Origin of the sequence: Desulfoluna spongiiphila (assembly GCF_900101345.1) — a bacterium.
GTDB lineage: Bacteria > Desulfobacterota > Desulfobacteria > Desulfobacterales > Desulfolunaceae > Desulfoluna > Desulfoluna spongiiphila.
This window is the reverse complement of record NZ_FMUX01000003.1, coordinates 255,055-275,797: the sequence shown is the minus strand read 5'-3', so window position 1 is coordinate 275,797 and position 20,743 is coordinate 255,055. Positions and strand designations below refer to the sequence as shown.

The 20,743-nt window shown below is 58.9% G+C and carries 14 protein-coding genes; 6 read left to right on the top strand and 8 right to left on the bottom strand.

Translation table 11 applies throughout. The features are described 5' to 3' along the window. Nucleotides 1–49 precede the first annotated feature (49 nt). From BLQ12_RS06435 to BLQ12_RS06425, 3 genes are all read right to left on the bottom strand, one after another. Nucleotides 50–358: a thioredoxin family protein gene (locus BLQ12_RS06435; RefSeq protein ID WP_092209436.1), complete on the bottom strand. Its 309-nt coding sequence runs from the start codon at nt 356–358 to the stop codon at nt 50–52. Between the two features lie 345 nt (nt 359–703). Beyond that, nucleotides 704–2,227 (bottom strand): sulfatase family protein, encoded by a 1,524-nt coding sequence (locus tag BLQ12_RS06430; protein WP_092209434.1) that lies wholly within the window; start codon nt 2,225–2,227, stop codon nt 704–706. 317 nt (nt 2,228–2,544) lie between these two features. Beyond that, complete coding sequence (locus BLQ12_RS06425; RefSeq protein ID WP_092209432.1) at nt 2,545–3,255, bottom strand: Crp/Fnr family transcriptional regulator; 711 nt, start codon at nt 3,253–3,255, stop codon at nt 2,545–2,547. A gap of 702 nt (nt 3,256–3,957) precedes the next feature. Between BLQ12_RS06425 and BLQ12_RS06420 the strand changes: the two genes are divergently transcribed. The 6 genes from BLQ12_RS06420 to BLQ12_RS06395 all read left to right on the top strand — a co-directional run bounded on the left by BLQ12_RS06420 (nt 3,958) and on the right by BLQ12_RS06395 (nt 13,464). After that, on the top strand, nt 3,958–5,478 hold the full coding sequence (locus tag BLQ12_RS06420; protein WP_092209430.1) for an ATP-binding cassette domain-containing protein: 1,521 nt from the start codon (nt 3,958–3,960) through the stop codon (nt 5,476–5,478). A 266-nt stretch (nt 5,479–5,744) separates the two neighbouring features. Beyond that, nucleotides 5,745–7,340, top strand: coding sequence for an aldehyde dehydrogenase family protein (locus tag BLQ12_RS06415; protein WP_092209428.1), 1,596 nt, complete (start codon nt 5,745–5,747; stop codon nt 7,338–7,340). An 811-nt stretch (nt 7,341–8,151) separates the two neighbouring features. After that, entirely contained in the window at nt 8,152–9,876 is a 1,725-nt protein-coding gene (locus BLQ12_RS06410) for a methyl-accepting chemotaxis protein (RefSeq protein WP_175469542.1), read from the top strand. Between the two features lie 329 nt (nt 9,877–10,205). Beyond that, nucleotides 10,206–12,122, top strand: coding sequence for a RecQ family ATP-dependent DNA helicase (locus BLQ12_RS06405; RefSeq protein WP_092209425.1), 1,917 nt, complete (start codon nt 10,206–10,208; stop codon nt 12,120–12,122). Between the two features lie 440 nt (nt 12,123–12,562). Next, the gene (locus BLQ12_RS06400) at nt 12,563–12,991 is read left to right on the top strand and encodes an Xre family toxin-antitoxin system antitoxin (protein WP_092209423.1); all 429 of its coding nucleotides are present in this window, start codon (nt 12,563–12,565) and stop codon (nt 12,989–12,991) included. Continuing rightward, nucleotides 12,988–13,464 (top strand): RES family NAD+ phosphorylase, encoded by a 477-nt coding sequence (locus BLQ12_RS06395; protein ID WP_092209421.1) that lies wholly within the window; start codon nt 12,988–12,990, stop codon nt 13,462–13,464. Before BLQ12_RS06400 ends, BLQ12_RS06395 begins: the two co-directional genes overlap by 4 nt. A gap of 324 nt (nt 13,465–13,788) precedes the next feature. Here the strand turns inward: BLQ12_RS06395 and BLQ12_RS06390 are convergent, their stop codons facing one another. The 5 genes from BLQ12_RS06390 to trhA all read right to left on the bottom strand — a co-directional run bounded on the left by BLQ12_RS06390 (nt 13,789) and on the right by trhA (nt 20,524). Continuing rightward, nucleotides 13,789–15,024 carry an NAD(P)-dependent oxidoreductase gene (locus BLQ12_RS06390; protein WP_092209419.1) on the bottom strand — a complete coding sequence of 412 codons (1,236 nt, stop codon included), beginning with the start codon at nt 15,022–15,024 and terminating at the stop codon, nt 13,789–13,791. Between the two features lie 437 nt (nt 15,025–15,461). Continuing rightward, nucleotides 15,462–16,556, bottom strand: coding sequence for a S1C family serine protease (locus BLQ12_RS06385; protein WP_139163877.1), 1,095 nt, complete (start codon nt 16,554–16,556; stop codon nt 15,462–15,464). 123 nt (nt 16,557–16,679) lie between these two features. Next, nucleotides 16,680–18,671: a monovalent cation:proton antiporter family protein gene (locus BLQ12_RS06380; RefSeq protein WP_092209417.1), complete on the bottom strand. Its 1,992-nt coding sequence runs from the start codon at nt 18,669–18,671 to the stop codon at nt 16,680–16,682. Between the two features lie 255 nt (nt 18,672–18,926). Further along, the gene (locus BLQ12_RS06375) at nt 18,927–19,790 is read right to left on the bottom strand and encodes an alpha/beta hydrolase (protein WP_092209415.1); all 864 of its coding nucleotides are present in this window, start codon (nt 19,788–19,790) and stop codon (nt 18,927–18,929) included. An 83-nt stretch (nt 19,791–19,873) separates the two neighbouring features. Then, nucleotides 19,874–20,524, bottom strand: a complete 651-nt coding sequence (gene trhA / locus BLQ12_RS06370) for a PAQR family membrane homeostasis protein TrhA (RefSeq protein WP_092209413.1) — start codon at nt 20,522–20,524, stop codon at nt 19,874–19,876. Nucleotides 20,525–20,743 lie beyond the last annotated feature (219 nt).

Sequence of the window (20,743 nt, the reverse complement as noted above, 5' to 3'; positions counted from 1 at the left end):
TGTGCTTCCCCCCTCGTTCCTCGGAGAAAATCACATCCGCCTTACAACATTAGGCGTTTTTATAAAAAGCGGTCATCTCCTTGGGGTTCATGAGGCCCGCCTTCGTGGCGACGATGGCCCCCCCTTTGATCACAAAGAGGGTGGGGGCGCGCTGGGCTCCAAGCTCTTCCCTGGCATCGGGGTTTGCTTCGGAATCCATGTTGTAAAAGCTCACGCCCTCATTTTTTTTGGAGAATTTTTCCAGCACCTTTTCCATGTTCTTGCAGTGGGGGCACTGCTCTTTGAAGCAGATGAGGATCCCGGCGTCGGTTCCGGAGATGGCGCTTTTGTAGGTGCTGTCGTCAAGGGTGGTAAACATGATGGTCTCCTGCAACTAAATGCATATTTTTTTAAAGAATTCAGTATGCCTCCGGCGGCCAAGGGCTGAGCCCTTGGAACCCAAGTTCGCAAATGCTCCGGGGCTCCGCCCCTACACATTTGCTGACGGGCTTCGTCCGTGGATAACCGTTTGACCTGCAGACATTTCGGTTGCTCCAGCCTTTCTTGTGACCCTGATAAAGCGAAAGGCTGGGGCGAATGTAAGCGAGTTTGGCGCATCGGTTCTGTTGGCAAGTCTCGGAGAATCGGTGTGGCCTTTAAAAACTGTTTGTCAAACGTTTCAAAAGTTTGGCCCCCGGCAGGGCTGCCGGAGGCGTTTTCGTGCTTACGTCGTGCGCAGCTCGCCGATGAAGAGTTTCAGCTTCTGGAGCAGCTCTTCGGCTTTTTCGGGGTTGTCGGCTGCGATGTTGTTGAGCTGGAAGGGGTCGGCCTTGCGGTCGTAGAGCTCGTTGTGTTCGGGCATCTCTACTTTGGCCCCTGCGGTGCAGGTCCACATCTCCTCGTCCATGGTCTTTTCGGAACCGGCCACGCAGTCGACGCTGTTTTTCTCCTCTTCGTCCACCAGCCAGTGCACGTAGCTGTGCTCTTCGGTGATGATGGACCAGGACATGCCGTAGTAGCCTGCGATGGCAAAATCTCTGATTTTCTCCACCTCGCCCTGCATGAGGGGCAACAGGCTTTCGCCCTGGAACTCTTCGGCCCCGAAGGTGTTCATGCCGTGGTCACTGACGCCGCTTTCGGTGTCGAGCAGGCCCATGACATCCATGATGGTGGCGGTGACGTCTACGTTCTGGACAAAGCTTTTGACGCGCTGGCCGCCTTCAACGCCTGGGATGTGCATCATCAGGGGCACGTGGACCAGTTCTTCGTAGGGCCAGGGGCGGGATTTACGCACGATGCCGTGGCCGTGCTCGCCGGTGCCCATGGGCTGGCCGTGGTCGGACATGAGGACCACCATGGTCTCGTCCCAGAGGCCCTGGGTGCGGATACTGTCGAGAACCTTTCCGATCCACTCGTCCACCAGGGTGATCTTCTCCATATAAAGGGCGCGGATGTGCTCGCACTCACGTTCTGTGATGCGGCCCTCCACCGGGGTCCAGGGGGCAAGGAGGATGGGGTTGCCTTCGTAGTCCGGGTCGTAGGGGCAGGGTTCCCCTTTCCAGACCGATGGGGGATCCCAGGGCTCGTGGGGATCAAAGGAGTCCACCCAGAGGAAGAAGGGGCGCTCCTTGTCCCGGCGTGTCTTGAGCCAGTCCACGGTGCGGTTGACCACCCGGGCCACGTAGCTGTCGGCGTCGGTGCGCCTGTGCTGCTGCTGGCGGAGAAAGCAGCCGATTTCGTCTAAGAGCTGCTTGCTGTCGTCGTCGATGAGGTTGCCTTCCTTGTCCCACACCATGGAGGCGGAGGTGAAGTCTTCGGGCTTCATGGCCGGGTCCAGGGGAACATCGGCAAAGGAGGTGTGGTCCAGCTCCTGACCGGGACAGAAATCCACGAAGTCAAAGCCTCGGGAGTAGCCGAACTTGGGCAGCCGCATGGGGGCGGTGTCGTAGATGAGGGCGGTCTGCATGTTCTTGCCCCACATGATGTCGGTGAGGGTGGTGTCGTCACCTGCGAGGGGCTCCCAGCCGCCGTAGGGAAGGGTGAACCGGCCCGTCATGAGGGCGCGTCGTACGGGTATGGTGGGGAGCCCTTCGCTGTAGGCGTTCTCAAAGAGGGTCGCCTGGCGTGCGAAGCGGTCGATATTGGGGGTTTTGATCTTATCGTTGCCGTAGCACCCCAGGTAGTTGAACTGCAGGGTGTCCAGCATGATGAAGACGACGTTTTTGATCTTGTCTCGGTTGAAAGCCATGTGTGTTTCCTCGGCACGATAGGTGGTCTGTCTGTCCGGCGGGTGATGCCTGCCGGTGGCGGGAGCGTTGCGGGCTCGCCGCGGACCTGTTTGACAATGGGGAAAGGGTAGGGCATCCGGCGGAAAAATTCTGCTTCACATGAGACACTTTTTGAAAATTGACTGAATTATATCATCAATAATTTTGATTAAAGAGGGGCGGGTCGGACAGCCGGAAAGGAGACCAAGGACGGCCACGGCCAGAGACAGGGCCTCAAAGAGTCAAAAGGGCTGGCTAAGGATGGGGATGTGCCATGGGAAGGCGACAGGTCTATGGGTTATTCGGGGGCGAGAAGGCAGAGGATCTTGCCGTGTTCCATGAGTTTGATGGGGGCCAGGACCTCCAGGCGGGTCTTGGAAAACCGGCCGATAACCCCTTCGTCCCGCAGCTCGTGGATAACGCGGCAGACGCTGCTTCGGTGGATGCCCAGGATATTGGCCATGTCCACCTGGGAGAGGTCGGGGTTGACGGTCTCCTTTTCCCCCTGCTCTCGCCAGATGTGGGAGAGCATCCGGCAGATCTGTCCCCGGGCGTCCAGGAGGTTGGAGTCGTAAATCTGGCTGAAAAACGCCCCGCCTTTGACACCCAGGGACTTGACGAGGTTGAGGACAAGATGGGGGTATTCCCGACAGAAGGCCAGGTCGTCCAAAAGGGTGTTGGGAAAGACGATGATCTCGCACTCCGTTAAGGTGCGCAGGCTGTGGAAATGGACGCTGGATTTGTGCATGAAGGTGATCTCACCGAAGAGGACTCCCTCCTCCATGATCATCACCACCCGTTCCTGGCCGTCCTCGGCGATACAGGAGAGGTGAAGGGTGCCCCGGTTGAGGAAGAAAAAGGTGCTTTCGTCGGCGTTGCTCAGCTCGTGGTGCCTGGGCAGGATTTTTCGCTCTCCCCTGTCCAGGATCTCCCGCCAGGGGGCGTTCAAATCCCGGATGCGAAACACGGCCAGGTCCTGTTTGTAGGTGTCGATGTCGGGGTGGTTCATGGCAAAACGCTCCTTAGTCTTCCTGTTCCGGGCGACGCCCTGGTCCTCTGTCCGTCATACGACATCGGCGAGGATTTGGCACGCGGGAATTGCCTGTGCCGATGCAAGCGTCGACACGGGCAGGCCAGAAAAACGTTGATGAAACGTTTCTGCCGGTATAAAGATTTGAGATCTCTCCTCGACGTCTTCACGTCGGGGCCCTTTTACTCCGTCAAAGGAAAGAACCGATGAGAAAATAGCCAAGGGAACCAGACCAGATCATGTGAATCGGTACACAAGGGCGACCGCTTTCGGGCCGTCAAGCCATAACCATTCCCATGTTCCGTTCCCCTCGGCTCTTTTGGTTTTGCGTGTCGGCTGAAGTCAGCCTCCTGACGCGTTGGACGCATCGGTTTTCCCCACCCACATCTGCACGTATGGCTTTTGAACCCCTTTTTTTCAGCAGGGCGCATTATCCACGGGCACACCAAACCGAAAAAAGAGCGTGTTACCATTGTTAGGCGTTAACGGAACATGGTCATAAGGGATCAGGCAAAAAATAAATATACACATCACCCAGGAATGCCGATGTGATTTAACCCGAGGAACGAGGGGTAAAGCGCAGCGGTAACAAGCTTTCAAGGTGGCTCACCTTGCCGCCGGAGGCATCGCTTTTGTGTGTTTTATTTTTGTACCGTCCCTAAGACGATTGATGAGGACACCATGGGCCATTCAACCATTGTTTTTGACGCGATTACCTTTTCTTATCCGGCGTTGTGCTCGCCTGTGTTTGATCACCTTTCCGCGACGGTTCCCGAGGGGTGGACCGGTGTCGTGGGGGGCAACGGCACCGGAAAAACAACCCTGCTCAAGCTTGCCACCGGAACCCTCGCCGTGGATTCCGGGCACGTCATGGCACCGGAACATGCGGTTTACTGCCGTCAGGACACCGACCGGATGCCCGACGATCTGGAAGATATGCTCGTTTCCGGAGACAAAGCCGCAGGACGCCTCGTCTCGGAACTGGAAATCGGCTACGACTGGCCGTATCGGTGGGAGAGCTTGAGCCATGGCGAGCGGAAGCGGGCCCAGGTGGGCACGGCCCTCTGGAAACAGCCCCGTTTGCTGGCGGTGGACGAGCCCACGAATCACCTGGACGCCCGGGCAAGGGGGCTCCTTTTTAACGCGCTGAAGGCCTTCGATGGCATCGGTCTTTTGGTGAGCCACGACCGGGAGCTTTTGGATTCGTTGTGTGATCGGTGCCTCTTTATGGATCCACCGGTTGTGCGCATGCGGCCCGGCTCGTATTCACAGGGCCGGGAGCAGTCCGAACTGGAAGAGCAATCCGCGGAAAAAGAGCGTGAAACATCAGGCCGGGCCCTTAAAAAACTCAGGCAGGAGGCGGCCCGGAGGCGAGACCGAGCCTCCCGTGCCCACGCCAGGCGGTCCAAACGGGGCGTTGACGCAAAAGATCATGATACAAAAGCCAAAATCGATCTCTGCCGTGTTTCAGGAAAGGACGGGGCAGACGGGCGGGCCTTGAAACGCCTGGCCGGCAGGATACGGCAGGCCCATGAAACGCATCGGAACACCCGGGTCGTCAAGCGGTATGACACGGGCATTTGGCTGCCGGAAAACAGGTCGAAACGGGACCTCCTGTTCCATGTCCCCGGGGGGACCATGGCCCTGTCGCCGGACAAAGGCCTTAGTTTTCCGGACCTCGGCATGGGGCCATCGGGCCGTGTGGGTGTCACCGGAGACAACGGGACGGGCAAGAGCTCACTGATTCGGTACGTTCTGGCCCGAACCCAGCTTCCGGAAGAGCGGGTGTTCTTTCTGCCCCAGGAGACAGATCCGGACCAAGCCCTTCGAATTGTCCAAAAGGTCCGCTCGTTGCCCGAAGAGGAGCTGGGGCGGATCATGACCCTCGTCCGCAGGCTGGGTTCGCCTCCGGCCAGTCTCATGGATACCCGGCAGCCGAGCCCGGGGGAGCTGAGGAAACTTGCCATCGCCATGGGCATTGTCAAACATCCCCATTTCATTGTCATGGACGAACCCACCAACCACCTGGACCTGCCCTCGGTAACCTGCCTGGAGGAGGCCCTGGCAACGTGCTCGTGCGCTCTTCTTGTGGTCAGCCATGACCACCGCTTTTTGGAGCGCATTGCCATGACCCGGTGGCATCTGACTCCTGTGGAGGGCGAGGACGGGGACGTGGCGCTGGGAGTGTCCGGTTTCTCGTGATGGGCAGGGGTGCGATCAGGGGCTGTTCTCCTGGTCGCGCCGGGGCCCTCCTGAGGTGATGCGTTGGGACCGTGTGTGCCGGTTCCGGGAACCTCTTTTGCTTTTGTGAACTACATTTTTTGCTGTGTATTGACAGTGTTGTCTCTGGAGGCTATGGTTGGAGTTGTTGTCGGCCGGCTGGCCGACTGAGAGGCTTGGCAATCAAGGCATGAACGGTTGGTCCATCACAACGGGTCCGTGTTTTACGGGTCGGAAAGGAGGCTCAGATGAGCGGTTCCATGGAGGCACAGGTTCTACCGGATAATGAAGCCACCCCCTGCTGCAACGCGGTTACGGGGGAACTTCTCGGGCACTCTCCCCTGCACACGACAGAGGAACTCAAAGAGGCCATTGCAGCGGGGCGACAGGCCCAGGCGACCTGGGCGGCGCTTCCGGTCAAGGAGCGGGTCCGGCGAATGATGCCGGTGCGGGAGTACATGATGGCCAACCTGGACGAGTTGGCCGAAACCGTGGCCCGGGATGTGGGCAAGACGCGTATCGACGCCCTGGTCTCCGAGATCGTCCCCGCCATGATGGCCCTGACGTACTACTGCGGCAAGGCAAAGGGCTTTCTCAAACCCCGGGGGATGATGCCGGGAAATATCTTTTTCGCCAACAAGTGGAGCAAGATTCACCGGGTGCCCTTTGGGGTGATCGGCATTATCTCTCCCTGGAACTATCCCTTCAGTATTCCCTTCTCCGAGGTGGTCATGGGGCTTTTGGCGGGCAACGCCGTGGTGCTCAAGACAGCCTCGGAGACCCAGGCCGTGGGCCTGGCCTTGAAGGAGTGCCTGGAGGCTGCAGACCTTCCCAAGGGCCTGTTCAGTTTTATCAACATGCCCGGCCGCGTCGCCGGGGACGCATTCCTGGAGTCCGGTGTCGATAAACTCTTTTTCACCGGATCGGTGCCCGTGGGAAAAATCCTCATGGCCAAGGCGGCCGAGACCCTGACCCCGGTCTCCCTGGAGCTTGGGGGTAACGACGCCATGCTGGTGTGCGAAGACGCGGACCTCCACCGTGCGGTGAACGGTGCGGTGTGGGCAGGCCTTCAGAACGCCGGCCAATCCTGCGGGGGCGTGGAGCGGATTTATGTGCACGCCGCGGTGTATGAGCCCTTTATGAAGATCTTGAAGACCAAGGTGGAGAAACTGCGGGTGGGTTACGACCGCAACCACACCACGGATGTAGGTGCCATCGCCACCTCACGGCAGCTGGAGACGGTGAAACGTCACGTGGACGATGCCCTGGCCAAAGGGGCGGTGATCTATGCCCAGTCCAAGTCCCCGAAGGACCCCATGGAAGGCCACTTCTACCCGCCCACGGTGCTCATCGAGGTGACCCACGACATGCTTGTGATGGCCGAAGAGACCTTCGGCCCGGTGCTGGGGGTGATGAAGGTGGCGAGCATGGACGACGCGATTATCCTTGCCAACGATTCCGACCTGGGGCTCACCGGCTCGGTGTGGACAAAAAAAGGGAAAAAGGGTGCCGCCCTTGCCCGGCGCATCATGGCCGGCGCCGTCACCGTCAACGATCACCTCATGAGCCACGGCCTTGCCGAGACCCCCTGGGGGGGCTTCAAGGAATCGGGCATCGGACGGTCCCACGGTGCCATCGGTTTTGCCGAGATGACCGAATCCCAGGTGGTGGTGCGGGACGTGCTTCCCTTTGTGAAGAAAAACCTGTGGTGGCATCCCTTCAGTCCCAGGGTTTACGCCACCATTAAGGGTGTGGCCCAGGCCCTGTACGCTCCGACGTGGAAAGGGCGGGCCAAGGGCCTCGGAAAGGTCCTCATGGGCTTTCCGCGGATGTTTATGAAGTAAGGGCCGGTTTTAAAAATAAATGAAGCGGTGCCGTCTATGCCTAAAGAGGCGGAAAAGCAGCCTCCGGCGGCAAGGTGTGCCACCTTGAAAGCAGGTTTCGAATGCATGGGGGGCATCGTGATGCTGGCGTTTTCGCGGCATTCGCGTGACGTGTGACATTCGGCAACCGTCACTGCAGGAGATGCCTGTTTCATTCATCAAAAAGGACGATGCGTGGCTCTTCGCATTGAATAGGTTTTCTCGGGCATAACTCCGGCGGCAAGGGCCGCTTTGGCATGTTGCCTGATGGCTTTGGTTGAACAAAAAATGCCTTTACCTGTGGCGGGAAGATTCCCGGCCATGGGCAAAGGCATTTTTTATGCTTGAGGCGGTTGTAAGGTGTGCCTTCCCCGTTTGGGCCCCTTGGGCGCTGTTGCGGGTGTTTTTGACATGGGATGGGGACCTGCATTTTTTTTCACAGGGAGTGTTTCGGAAAATCGGGGATTTGGCCTGTGGTTTTGCCTTGATGCCGCGTCAGGATTGAAAATTGAGCTAAATCATGGGGCATAAACGGCGATAGATGGAGCATGGAACGATGTTTGATGGCCTGATCAAACGAATTGTGGCTGAGAGTCATTCGTTTGGGGATGGTTACCCCTTTGTTTGGGCTGTTTTTATTGAAAATAACTGAATCGTTCCCTGTGAAAATTTATGTCCCGTATGTGTTGAAAAGTGGTGTTAAACGAGGCTGGTCCCTTTCAATGGCGAAAGGGGAAAGGGCTCATGACGGTTTTTTATCCGAGCCCAAATGCATGACTGTGAAGGAGAAGTGATGCTCAAAAACGTATCAATCAAAGCACGTCTGTTTGTTGTTGTCGGGATGGTTATGGTGTTGTTTGGTGGCATGTTGTTCGGCGTGTTTGAAACGGGACGTTTGGCAAAAGAGGTTGGTATTGAGGCCGCCGAGGCGGTGATGCTGGATGGGCAGAAGGAGACGCTGAAGGTGTCGTCCCATGCCATGGGTGTGATGTTGAGCAAGGCCCTTGCGGGTAAAAGCGATTCGGAGGAAGTTCGGGCCGTGGTGGAAGACCGCATCGCCTCGCTCCGGTTCGGCAAGGACAAGTCGGGTTATTTTTTTGTGTATGACAAGACCACAGCGGTGTGTGTCGCCTCCAACCTGGCATTGGCCGGGAAAGACCTGGCAGCTGCCAAGGATGCGGATGGGAATTATTATGTCCGCGACTTCCAGAGTGCCGCCAAAGGCGGGGGCGGGTTCGTGCGGTATCAGTACAAGAAGCCCGGCAAGGGAATCCAGCCGAAGCTGGGATATGCCGAGATGATCCCGGGCACCGACCTCTGGGTGGGGACCGGTGTCTACATCGATAACATCGATGAGGAGAAGGCGCGCATCGAATCCCTTGTGTCGGGCAAGGTGTTTCGCAAAGGGATGTGGGTGGCCGGACTTGCCGGGGCCTTTTTCCTTTTAATGATCCTTCCCGTCACCCTGACGATTTCTTTCGGTATCTCCCGCTCCCTGGGAGATGCCATCCGTGGGCTCCGGGGCATTGCCGAGGGCGAAGGGGACCTCACCACCCGCCTGGTGATCAAAAAACACGACGAGACCGGTGTGCTGGCCCACTGGATCAATGTCTTTATCGAGAACCTGCAGGGCATCGTCCGTGACGTGACGGAAAACGCCCGGGGGCTCAACAGCGCAGCAACAGAGCTTTCAGCCGTCTCGACCCAGCTCTCCCAGAACGCGGACGAGGCCTCTTCCAAATCGAAGACCGTTGCCGCGGCAGCCGGTGAGATGAGCGGCAGCATGACCTCGGTGGCCGCAGCCAGCGAGCAGGCCTCCAGCAACGTAGGCATGGTGGCGGCAGCCTCCGAGGAGATGAGCGTCACGGTCCAGGATATCGCAGCCAATTCCGAGAAGGCGAGCAGCATGACCCATGAGGCCGTGGACAAAGCGCGCATGGCCAGCCAGAAGGTGGACCATCTGGGGGGCTCGGCCCAGGAGATCGGCAAGGTGACCGAGGCCATTACCGAAATCTCCGAGCAGACCAACCTGCTGGCCTTGAACGCCACCATTGAAGCGGCCCGCGCCGGTGAGGCGGGAAAAGGCTTTGCCGTTGTGGCCAATGAGATCAAGGCCCTGGCCGGTCAGACCGCCGACGCCACCCAGGAGATCAAGCGACAGGTGGCCGGGATTCAAGGGGCCACCGACGAGACGGTTGTGGAGATCCGGGCCATTACGGACGTGATCGTGGAGGTCAACGACGTGGTCTCAACCATCGCAGCAGCCGTGGAAGAGCAGGCCGTGACCACCCGGGAGATCGCCGCCAACGTGGCCCAGGCTGCCCAGGGCATTGACGAGGTGAACTCCAACGTGGCCGAAAGCTCCATGGTTGCTGAAAATATCGCCGAAGAGATCGGCGCGGTGAACGCCACCGGGGTCGAGCTTGCCTCAAGCAGCACCCTGCTCAGCACCCATGCCGAAGACCTGACGAAACTGTCCGATTCCCTGACGGGCATGGTGGCGCGGTTTAAGGTGTGAAAAGAGAGTAAATAGTGAATAGTGAGTAGAACGTGGTGAGTGGCACCGCTGATTTTCGATGCGCTTTGGTTTCCGTTTATTCGGGCAAAGCGCATCATTTTTTTTGTGGGGGCTCGGCCAAGGTCTATTCATTTCAGTGGTATTTTAACCTTGTGTAAAGAGCCCTCCTTGGCTATGGGTTTGCTATGTATTATGCCGTGACAACGTTGGCCGTTCAGTATTGTCTTTAATACCTGTTTATCAAACTTTTCAAAAGTTTGGCCCCCGGCAGGGCCGCCGGAGGCGACAGCTGACTATCTACCATATTCTTCTTAAAGGGAAAGGACATCATGAACACAGCAGAGCTGCTTAATCGATTCGGTTTTTCGGGCTTTCGGCAGGGGCAGGAGCAGGTGGTGGAGCGCATCCTGGGCGGTGGGTCGGCCTTGGCGGTGTTTCCCACGGGGGCGGGCAAGTCCCTTTGTTACCAGCTTCCGGCCCTGGCATTGCCCGGGCTCACCGTGGTTATTTCGCCGCTTATCGCTTTGATGAAGGATCAGGAGGATTTTCTCAAGGGCAAGGGGATCCCGGCGGCCCGCCTGGACTCCACCCTGACGCGTGAGGAGTCCCGCCGGATCATCGGGGAGGCCATGGCCGGGACCCTCAAGATTCTGATGGTGTCCGTGGAGCGGCTTCGAAACGAGATCTTTCGGGAGCAGCTCAAGCGCATGAACCTTTCATTGCTTGTGGTGGACGAGGCACACTGCATCTCCGAGTGGGGGCATAACTTTCGCCCGGACTATCTCAAAATACCTGAGTACAAGGCCTTGTACCAGATTCCCCAGGTGCTCTTGCTCACGGCAACGGCCACGCCCAGGGTGTCCCGGGACATCTGTGAAAAATTCGGCATGGGAGACGAGAGCGTGGTCCGTACCGGTTTTTTTCGCCCCAACCTTCACCTGCGGATGATGCCGGCGGCCAGTTTTCAGGAGAAACGGCAGGCCCTTTTGGGGGCCATGCGGGACGAGCCCGGTGGCCCTGCGATTGTTTACACCACCCTTCAGAAAGGGGCAGAATCGGTGGCAGCCTTTCTGACGGAAAGCGGGTTCCCCTGCGAGGCCTACCACGCGGGACTGGCCCCCGATGTCCGTGCGTCCATCCAGAACCGGTTCATGGAAGGGGCTTTGCCCACCGTTGCCGCCACCATCGCCTTCGGCATGGGCATCGACAAGAGTGACATCCGCAAGGTGATCCATTTCGACCCGCCCAAATCCATCGAGGGATACAGCCAGGAGATCGGGCGGGCAGGGCGCGACGGCAACCTTTCCGCCTGCACCCTCATCGGCTCCCGGGAGGGCATCCACACCCTGGAGAATTTTGTCTACGGAGACACCCCGTCCAAAGAGAGCATTTTGACGCTGATTTCCGAGATCGCCTCCCATCCCGAAAGGAACTGGGAGGTGAGGCAGTTCGAGCTTTCGAAACACCTGGACATGCGGCCCCTGCCCTTAAAGACCCTTCTTGTGTATCTGGAGCTCTTCGGGGTGATCAAGCCCGTGCGCGTCTTTTTCGAGAGCTACGCCTTCAAGTACGAACGCCCCAAAGAGACGATCATCGGAGCGTTCCAAGGGGAACGGCGGGCCTTTGTGGAGGCCGTTTTCGCCTTGAGTGCCGACAAGAAGGTGTGGAGTTACCCGGACATGCAGGCCATCGGCGAGACCACCGGGTCCCCCCGGGAGCGGATCCTGAGCGCCCTTACCTGGTTTGAAGAGCAGGGAATGATCACCCTGAAGCAGGGCCGCGCCGTGGATGTCTTTGAGATTCTCCAGCAGCAGCTCGATGTGCCCGCCCTTGCAGAGCGCCTCCATGATCTCTTCAGCCAGAAGGAGGTCTCTGAGGTGGCAAGGATCCATCAGGTCCTCGACCTTGCCGACGGAACCGCCTGCCTGGCCCAGGCCCTCTCCGCCTACTTCGGGGAACCCCTTGCCTCTCCGTGCGGAAGCTGTTCGGTCTGCACCGGAGATCACCGTCCCATCCCTGCAGCCCCTGGTGTTCAGGACCTCTCGCTCCTTCGTCTTCAGGACGTGGCCGGCTCCTTTGTCTCCGGGCTCTCCAATCGGGATCCGCGCCTCATCGCCAAGTTCCTCTGCGGCATCCCGTCCCCCTCCCTGTCCCGTACCAGGGGAGAAAAAGGGTTCGCCGCCCTGGAGACCGAGCCTTTCCATGAGGTGATGGCTTGGTGTGAGAGGGAGATAGGAGATAGGTGATAGGGAATGGGGGATACACTCCATGTATTCGGCTGGAATGGAATCCTGCGGCGGTAAGCTCTGATTCCGTGGGCCGGGTCTTCATTCCCCTGCGTGCCGAGTTCCCGCTACCCTGCAATGTCCCCTTATCCCGCAGGGTGCACTCTGTGCACCATGTCCATCTCCCAACGACGTTGAAAGCTCCAAGGATAAACCGGGGGCAGAACCGCTTCGATATCGGAAGTTCCTCAGGGAGCGGGTCACACTGGATTTTCGGGGCGACGGGCAATATCAACGCCGGGGGGTGCGGGTACGCGGTGCACGGAGTGCGCCTATCGAGTCGCCGGTTTGGCGAACACGTCCGTGGCCTGCCGCATGCCTTTACTTGACGTGGCCATGTGTCTTTTGTAAAATAGACATATGGTTTACGTGTGAACAACAGCCAAAGTTTTGGAGGGGTTATGTTTGCAGAAGAACGATCGGCCTACGGGTGCCATACCCTTGGGGTGGAGACGGACGACCTGGACGCCGTGATCGCCGCCCTCAAGGCTGGATTTCCTTACAGCGCGTTTGAAGCGCTGTGGCAGTCTGTGGGCATCCCGCAGAAAAAGCTCGCGGAGGTTGCCAACATCAACCAGCGGACCCTGTCCCGTCGCAAGCGGGAGATGCGGTTTCATGCCGATGAGTCGGAGCGGCTGCTTCGGGTCGGAAGGGTGGTGGAACGGGCCATTGAGTTGATGGACGGGGACTCGGAAGCGGCGGCGGTCTGGCTGATGAAGCCCAGCCGCGCCCTGGGGGGAAAAACCCCATTGGACTACGCCGATACGGAGCCCGGTGCACGGGAGGTCATGGGCCTCATCGGGCGTCTTGAGCACGGGGTGTTCAGTTGATCACCCTGTATCGCATTACTTCGCGCCGATTTGGCCGCGATGCCGCAGAGGCCTTCAGCGGGGACGGCGCCAGGCTCTACCCCGGGCGCTGGAACAGCGGAGGCACGCCCGTGGTCTACACCGCTGAAACGCTGTCCCTGGCCATGCTTGAGATGCTGGTCCATCTTGATGAGGCGATGCTCGCACAGCGCTATGTCTACTTTACCCTTGAGGTGCCGGATGCCTCCGTGATTTCCCTTTCGCCTTTGCTCCTTCCCGAAGGCTGGGCAAGCTACCCCGCACCTTCCGCCACCCGACAACTTGGGGATGCCTGGCTGCTGGCTGGAGAATTCCTCGCCCTGAAAGTCCCCAGCGCCCTTAACCCCGTGGAACACACCTTCCTGATCAACCCGTCCCACCCCGATTTTTCTCATTGCACCGTTTCAGGTCCCATCAGCTTTGTTTTTGACGAGCGATTAAAAGACAGGACATAGGACATAGGTTATAGGTTATAGGTGACAAGGCGCAACAATGACCTGATGCGGCATACCTGCGGTGGTGGGATAGCAAACATTTTTAAACCAAGATGATAGACATTGGTAAAAGTTTGGCTCCCGGCAGGGCCGCCGGAGGCTTGTTTGAGCTGAATAGTTACATTCTGTTTAGGGCTTGCGCAAAAAATAAATGCACAATTTTTGCGAAAGATGCCGCAGTGATTTAACCCGAGGAACGAGGGGTAAAGCACTGCGGCAACCCGCTTTCAAGGTGGCTCACCTTGCCGCCGGAGGCATCGTTTTTTTCTATGTTTGCGTCATCTCTTACTTGCTGTCCATATACGTTTCCATGGCAGCCACGGCCCGTTTGGAGAAGGCCACGGCTTCCACCACGGTCTTGGCGCCGGTGACCACGTCCCCGGAGGCGAAGACTCCTTCCATGGTGGTTCGGCCGCAGTCGTCTGTGATGACGAGGCCGCCTCTGGCGACCTCGATGCCAGTGGCCGTGGCCACGATATTGGCCTGGGGGGTCTGGCTTGCGGCGATCATGACGGCGTCGGCGGGGAAGAGGGTCCGGGTGGCCGGGTCCGGGGTGTAGGTGGCCTTGCCCTCGGCATCTTCGCTTCTGACCGTGGACTCCACCACAAGGCCCTCGTCGGTGATGGCAACGGGGTTGGTCTGGAAGGCGAACTCCACCCCTTCCACTTTGGCGTAGTCGTACTCAAAGGGGGTGGCGGGCATCTCGGCTTCGCTGCGTCGGTAGACGACTGTGACCTCCTGGGCCCCTTTTCTCAAGGCCGTGCGGGCCACGTCCATGGCCACGTTTCCTGCGCCGATGATGGCCACCCGGCGGCCCAGGCGATAGACATCCGGGTTTTTGAGGTAGTTGATGGCGTAGTGCACGTGGCCGAGGCTTTCGCCCTGGATGCGTAAGGGGCGTGGTTTCCAGACACCGGTGCCGATGAAGATGCTCTTGTAGCCGTCCCGCTTGAGGTCGTCGATGGTGATGACCGGCCCGATGAGTGTGTTGGGGCGCACCTTGACGGCGAGCCGCTCCAGGAGGTCGTCCAGGCTGTCCAGGACCTTTTTGGGCAAGCGGTATTCGGGGATGCCGTAGCGCAGGATGCCGCCGGTGCGTTCCGCTGACTCAAAGATGGTGACCTTGTAGCCCTTGAGGGCCATGATGATGGCCACGGTGAGACCGGCCGGGCCCGATCCGATGACGGCCACGCGTTCCTCTTTCGCCTCCCGGGGTGCCATGTCGTGGCGGGTGAGGTAATACGAGGAGATGTACTGCTCGATGGTGCTGATGGCCACGGGCTTTTTTTTGGCCGACAGCACGCAGTGGCCTTCGCAGAATTTTTCGTGGGGACAGATCAGGGAGCAGACCACGGACAGGGGGTTGTTCTCAAACAGCAGGCGCCCGGCTTCCATCATTTCGCCCTTGCGGAAGAGCTCGATCATGTCTCGGATGGGGGTGGATACGGGGCATCCCGCGGTGCAGCGCGGTTTTTTACAGACAAGACACTGGTTGGCCTCTTCGATGACATGGGTTCCCAAGGCAGACTCCTCACGGTTTGGGTGGCGCCTTGGGGACAGGTATTTCGTGGCGGTGCGCGGTAGGTGAAAGCGGCTTGCGATGCGTGAAACAGCGGTCCCCAAAGGCATGCCCGGACGCCCTTTTGAAAAGGGCTGCCGGAAAAAATGACTCCCATTATCGGGGGCGTTACTATGACACATCCCCCGGGAAATGGGAAGAGGGCCAGCCTGGAGCGCGGACGGCAAGGAGGGAGCAAACCATAGAGCCACAGAGGGCTCAGAGAAAAACCAAAAAGATGCCTCCGGCGGCAAGGTGTGCCCCCTTGAAAGCAGGTTGCGAATGCGCTTTTGGTTCAGGTTAAATCGTATCTGTCTTTAAGGGCTGTTTGTCAAACTTTTCAAAAGTTTGGCCCCCGGCAGGGCCGCCGGAGGCTTTTTTTTAAAAGCTGTGCAATCCCTTAGTTTTTCAATTCCCCAAATTCATCCAGGGCAGCCTCAATGGGGATGGCAAAGCCGATGCCTTCGGAGTCGGAGAGGACCATGGTGTTGATGCCCACCACGCGGCCTGTCTCATCAATGAGGGGGCCGCCGCTGTTACCGGGGTTGATGGGGGCATCGGTCTGGATGTAGGCGTGGTCGTCATGGCTTCGTTTTCCGGAAACGATGCCGGAGGTCACGGTGTGGGAGAGGCCCAGGGGGTTGCCGATGGTGAAGACCGACTGGCCGATTTTCAGGGCATCGGATTGTCCCTTCTTCAGGCAGGGGCACTCTTTTTGGTCCAGCCGCAGGAGGGCCAGGTCATGGGTGTCGCTGAAGGTGACCTCCGTGGCGGTGTAAGTGGAGTCGTCGTAGAGGATGACCGTGTAAGAGGGGTTGTCCCGGTTCTCTTCGATGGCCGCAATGCGGCTTTTCAGCTCGGCGTACTGCTGGGCGAGGGAGGCGCTGTCCTCCTGCTCCTTTTGGATGTAATCGTCGATTTCCATGGAGAGCTTGGGATCCGCCACAAAGGGGGCAGTGCCTTCGGCATCTTCGATGCTCCTTTGCTTGCGGCTGATGACATAGTCAAGCAGGAGCATTTCTTGCCGAAGCCCCTGGATGTCCTCTTCGCTTATGGTGAGGACATGCTTGTTGGTGATGATGCGGCAGTCGGCGTCGATGAAGAACCCCGAGCCCGAACCCCAGGGCGTTTCGATGAACACCGTTGCCAGCTGGCTCTCTTCGATGGGGTTTCCGGGTTGCATGAACTCGTAGAGCTGCCGGGTGATGCCTGTGGCCGCCTGGGGTTGGGGCGATGCCCCGGGTTTCGGGGTGGAGGATCGGGTGGCAAGGTGCATGGCACCGGCAATAAAAACCCAGACAAGACCTATGCTGACCGTGACGCGTGCCCATCTGGGGAGCGGGATCACGGGCAGGCGGACGGGTGCCCGGTCCGAGACGCTGTGGATGGGGTCCTTGAGGCGTTCCTGCATGATTCGGTATTTTTCGAAGACGATGCCGCAGGCTTCGCATTCACTCTCCGAGCTTTGTTCGTGATTGCATTTTGGGCATTTCATGGCGGTTGTCCGTGCTTGGGTGAGCACCCCGGGGTGCGGGGCGCGTGACGGGTCACGATCGATTACCACTGTTTAAGGGTGGCTCCTGCCCAGAAACGGCACAGGGCCACCGTTTATTTTGCTTTATTCCAGCACCTCGGTGTCGAGGTCCGGTGCGTTGATGCCGGCCAGGACCTGAAACTGGCTGCGGGCGTCATCGGTTCCGATGATGGCCACAAGGTCGCATGCCGTGAACCTTAAGTTGATGTCGGGGTTGGGGATCAAAGTGCTGTCTCGGAGGACGCCCACCACGGACACGCCGGTTTTCGTTCGGATTTTTGCTTCGCCCAGGGTGCTGCCGATGAGGGTACCCGAGGGCTCCAGGCGGACCCATTGAAGGTCAAACTGCTGCTCTGCCCTGGTGAGCTGATCCAGGGTGGTCATGTGTTCGTGGCTGGCCAGCATGGGGGAAAAAATCTTCTGCCGCAGGGCCTCGGTGTGGTGCTGGATCTCAGTTACCGGCACGCGCAGATGGAGCAGGGCCTTTCGGGCCATCTCCTGTCCGGCTTCAAATTCGGGGAGGATTACGTCAGAGACGTCCAGGTCCTTAAAGGTTTCGATGGATTCCCTGCCCGATGCCCGGGTGATGATGGTGATCCCTTCGGCCATGTTCCGGGCGTGGGTTACCACGGACCGGGCTTCCACCGGTCCGGGCAGGGTGATGAGCAGGAGACGGGCCCTCAGGATATCGGCGGCTTCCAGTACGATCTCGTGGCAGGCGTCTCCGAAGACCACGGGCATGCTGTCCTGTTTCGCCAGCTCCACGCGCCGCTGGTCGATTTCAATAATCACAAAGGGAAGGCCCATGCCTTTGAGGACGTGGGCGATATGGCGCCCCACGCGCCCGCCCCCTGCGATGACCACATGGTCTTGAAACCCTTCTACCGGAACACCCACGGTCTCCAGGGGCTCATGGCGAAACCAGCGTTTCTTCAAGGTGTAGAGGCGTGGGGTCAGGCCCGAGACAATGGGGGTGAGCACCATGGTGATGACCGCCGTGGTGAGGACAAGGGTGTAGAGATCGTGGCTGATGGAATCCGTTGCCACCCCCACGCGGGCCAGGACAAAGGAGAACTCCCCCACCTGGAACAGGCCCAGCCCCACGGCCAGGGGCACCACGTTTCCGTATCGGAAGAGGCGGGTGAGGCTGATGAAGATGAGGCCCTTGCCCAGGCTGATCACCGTGACCAAAAGCAGCACCGCGCCCAGGTGGTTCATGAGGAAGGGAAGGTCCAGGAGCATCCCCACCGAGGCGAAGAAGAGAAGCCCGAAGAGGTCCCTTAAGGGGATGATGTCGCTTAAGGCCTGGTGGCCGTAATCCGATTCGCTCAGGACCATGCCGGCCACAAAGGCGCCGAAGGCAAAGGAGAGGCCCACCAGATACGTAAGGTAGCCGATGCCCAGGCCGATGGCGGTGATGGCCAAAAGAAAGAGCTCCCGGGAGCCGAGGCGGGCGATGTGTTCCAGCAGCTTGGGCAGCAGGCGGGTCCCCAGGAAAATCATGCCAAAGAGGAAGACCGCTGCCTTGACAGCCGCAGCTCCCAGGGTTTCCATGCCCATGCCAGGGGTGCTGAGCTGGGGCAGGATGATCATAAAGGGCACCACGGCGAGGTCCTGGATGATGAGCATGCCCACCATGACCTTGCTGGAGAGGGTGCCCATCCACCCCTGATTCATGAGGGTTTTTAAGATCACCATGGTACTGGACAGGGAAATGAGGGCGCCGAGCCAGAGGGCGGGCAGCCAGTTCCAGCCCAGGGCCTTGCCGATGCCGAAGCCAAGGGCAATGGTAAGGGCCATTTGCAGGGGCGTGCCCACAAGGGCTATTTTCTTTACCGGCTTGAGGTCCTTGATGGAAAATTCCAGGCCCAGGGCAAAGAGCAGCAGGGCCACGCCGATTTCCGCCAGGAGTTCAATGTCATGGATATTGGCGATGGTGGTCAGCCCGGTGTAGGGCCCCAGGGCGATACCGGCGGCAATGTACCCGAGGATGAGGGGTTGGCCGATGCGCTGCATGATCAGGCCGCAGAAAAATGCCGCGACCACGATAAGGGTGATGTCTGTTGCGATGCCCATGGAAACCTCGGTTGCTGTGGCTGAACAGGTGGATGGAACCAGAAGCCCGGAATAACAGATCAATATTAAAGCATGGATTGAGCGTTTCTGTGAATAGAATAAACGCGCGGTGGGCACCTGCTTGAAAAATCCCATGGGCGCTGCGGTCTGCAAGCGTCCGGGCGATACCGGAACGCTCTCTAAGGCGGTTGACAGGTGGCGCCTTTTAGAGCCCCCGGAGATAGAAGGGGCCACAATGTTTTTTAAGGATCTTTCTTACGGCGTTTCCAGGTTGTCCAGGAACTGGTTTACTTCGTCAAAGAGTTCAAGGGCGATGGGGCCGCGGACGATGCCGTGGAGGTGAAAGGGGATTTCCCGGTAGGTTTTGTTGTCGTGGCAGATGCGGGTGAAGATCTTTTGGCCGCTTTTGTCGCTCACCTTGGGGTCGCCTTTTCCCTGGACGATGAGGGCTGGGGCGGAAAGGGCCGGGAGCTTTTTCCACACCCTGTTCATCAGGGCCTTGACCTGGACGAGGCCGGCGATGGGGCTTTTCAGGTAGTTGATGTGGGGGTTGTCCGCGTGGTTGGTTACAAATTCTTTTGCGAACCAGGAAAGGCCCAGGGCCCGGCAGAGCCGGTTCCAGTCGTTTAAGGCTTCCGCACCTGCGACGGACGGGCTTTTGAATTTCAAAGGGGCGCTCACGGAGATGACGGCCTGAAAGGCTTCCGGCTTGAACAGGGCCTGGGCCAGGGCCAGGCCGGCACCGGTGGAAAAGCCCGCCACCACGATGTGGGGGCAGCACCCCTTGAGGATGGCATGGCCCCGGTCCACGGAGTCCATCCATTCGTCGCAGGTGCGCCCGGCAAGGTCTGCAGGGGAGGTGCCGTGGCCGGCCAGCCTGGGGGCGTACACCGTGTACCCCTTTTCGTAGAGGCACTCGGCCCACTCTCTTACCTCCTCGGGGGCGGCCATGAAGCCGTGGATGAGGAGGATGCCGATGTGGGCGTCTGGGTGATGAAGGAACACGGGCGCGCCGATGTCCCGTGGTTTGGATACGCCTTCCTCAGCGAAGGTCTCATACTCCTCGTAAAAGCGGAGCATCTCTTTAAGGGCGAGGGTCTCCCATTCCCGGCTTTCCACCTGTTCTCTCCGTGATTCAATCAATGCGTCTGGTTTTCCTGTCTTTGCTTGGCGTGCTGTGAAATCAACTGTCCAGGGGTCGGTTACGCAAGGGATGTGGCGTAGACCCGGTAGATCAGGGCGTAATGGAGGACTCCCCCCAAAAGGACCATGATGTGAAAGAGTTCATGGAAACTGAAGATCCCCGGGACGAGGCGGGGTTTTTTGATGGCGTAGATGAGGGCCCCTGCCGTGAAGGAGGCGCCGCCGGTGAAGAGCAGGACCGCCTGTCCGGTGGAGAGGTTGGCCAGGACCTGCTTGATGGGAAAGACCGCCGACCACCCCATGGCACTGTAGATGATGGCGTAAAGGGCCCTGGGGGCCCTGGGGAAGAAGAGCTGCGAGACCAGGCCGAAGCCCACGACGCTCCACTGAAAGGCGATCATGAACCACCGGGTGTTGCCCTCAAGGCAGAAGTAGCTGATGGGGGTGTAGGTTCCCGCGATCATGAAGAAAATAGCCAGGCGGTCCATTTTTCGCCAGAAGGAGAGCTCATTTTCCTGCTTTTTAAACGCGTGGTACAGGGAGCTGGCCGAAAAGAGAAAGACCAGGGAGAGGGCGTAGACAAGGGCCGTGATCATCATGGATGCGGAGTGGCTGGCGATCCGGAGGAGGTAGACGGTTCCCACGAGGGAGGCCACGGCTCCTGCGAGGTGTGAATAGAAGTTGAATGATTCCTGAGTTTTGATTCCCATGTCACTTTCCTTAAGAATGGATGGGGGCGTCGTGGAGGCAACGGGTGTCGTATGGTGCACCCTGTCACGTCCGTGTCCCTTGCCTGACCTTGGTTTATAATATTTTACCGGGGTGAAAGACAGGAAAAAATGATCCCTGATTCAATAATTTATCATGGAAAAACGGACCGCGCCAGGCCTGCTCCCCGGGGATGCCCACCGGCCGGAGTTTTTTAAGAA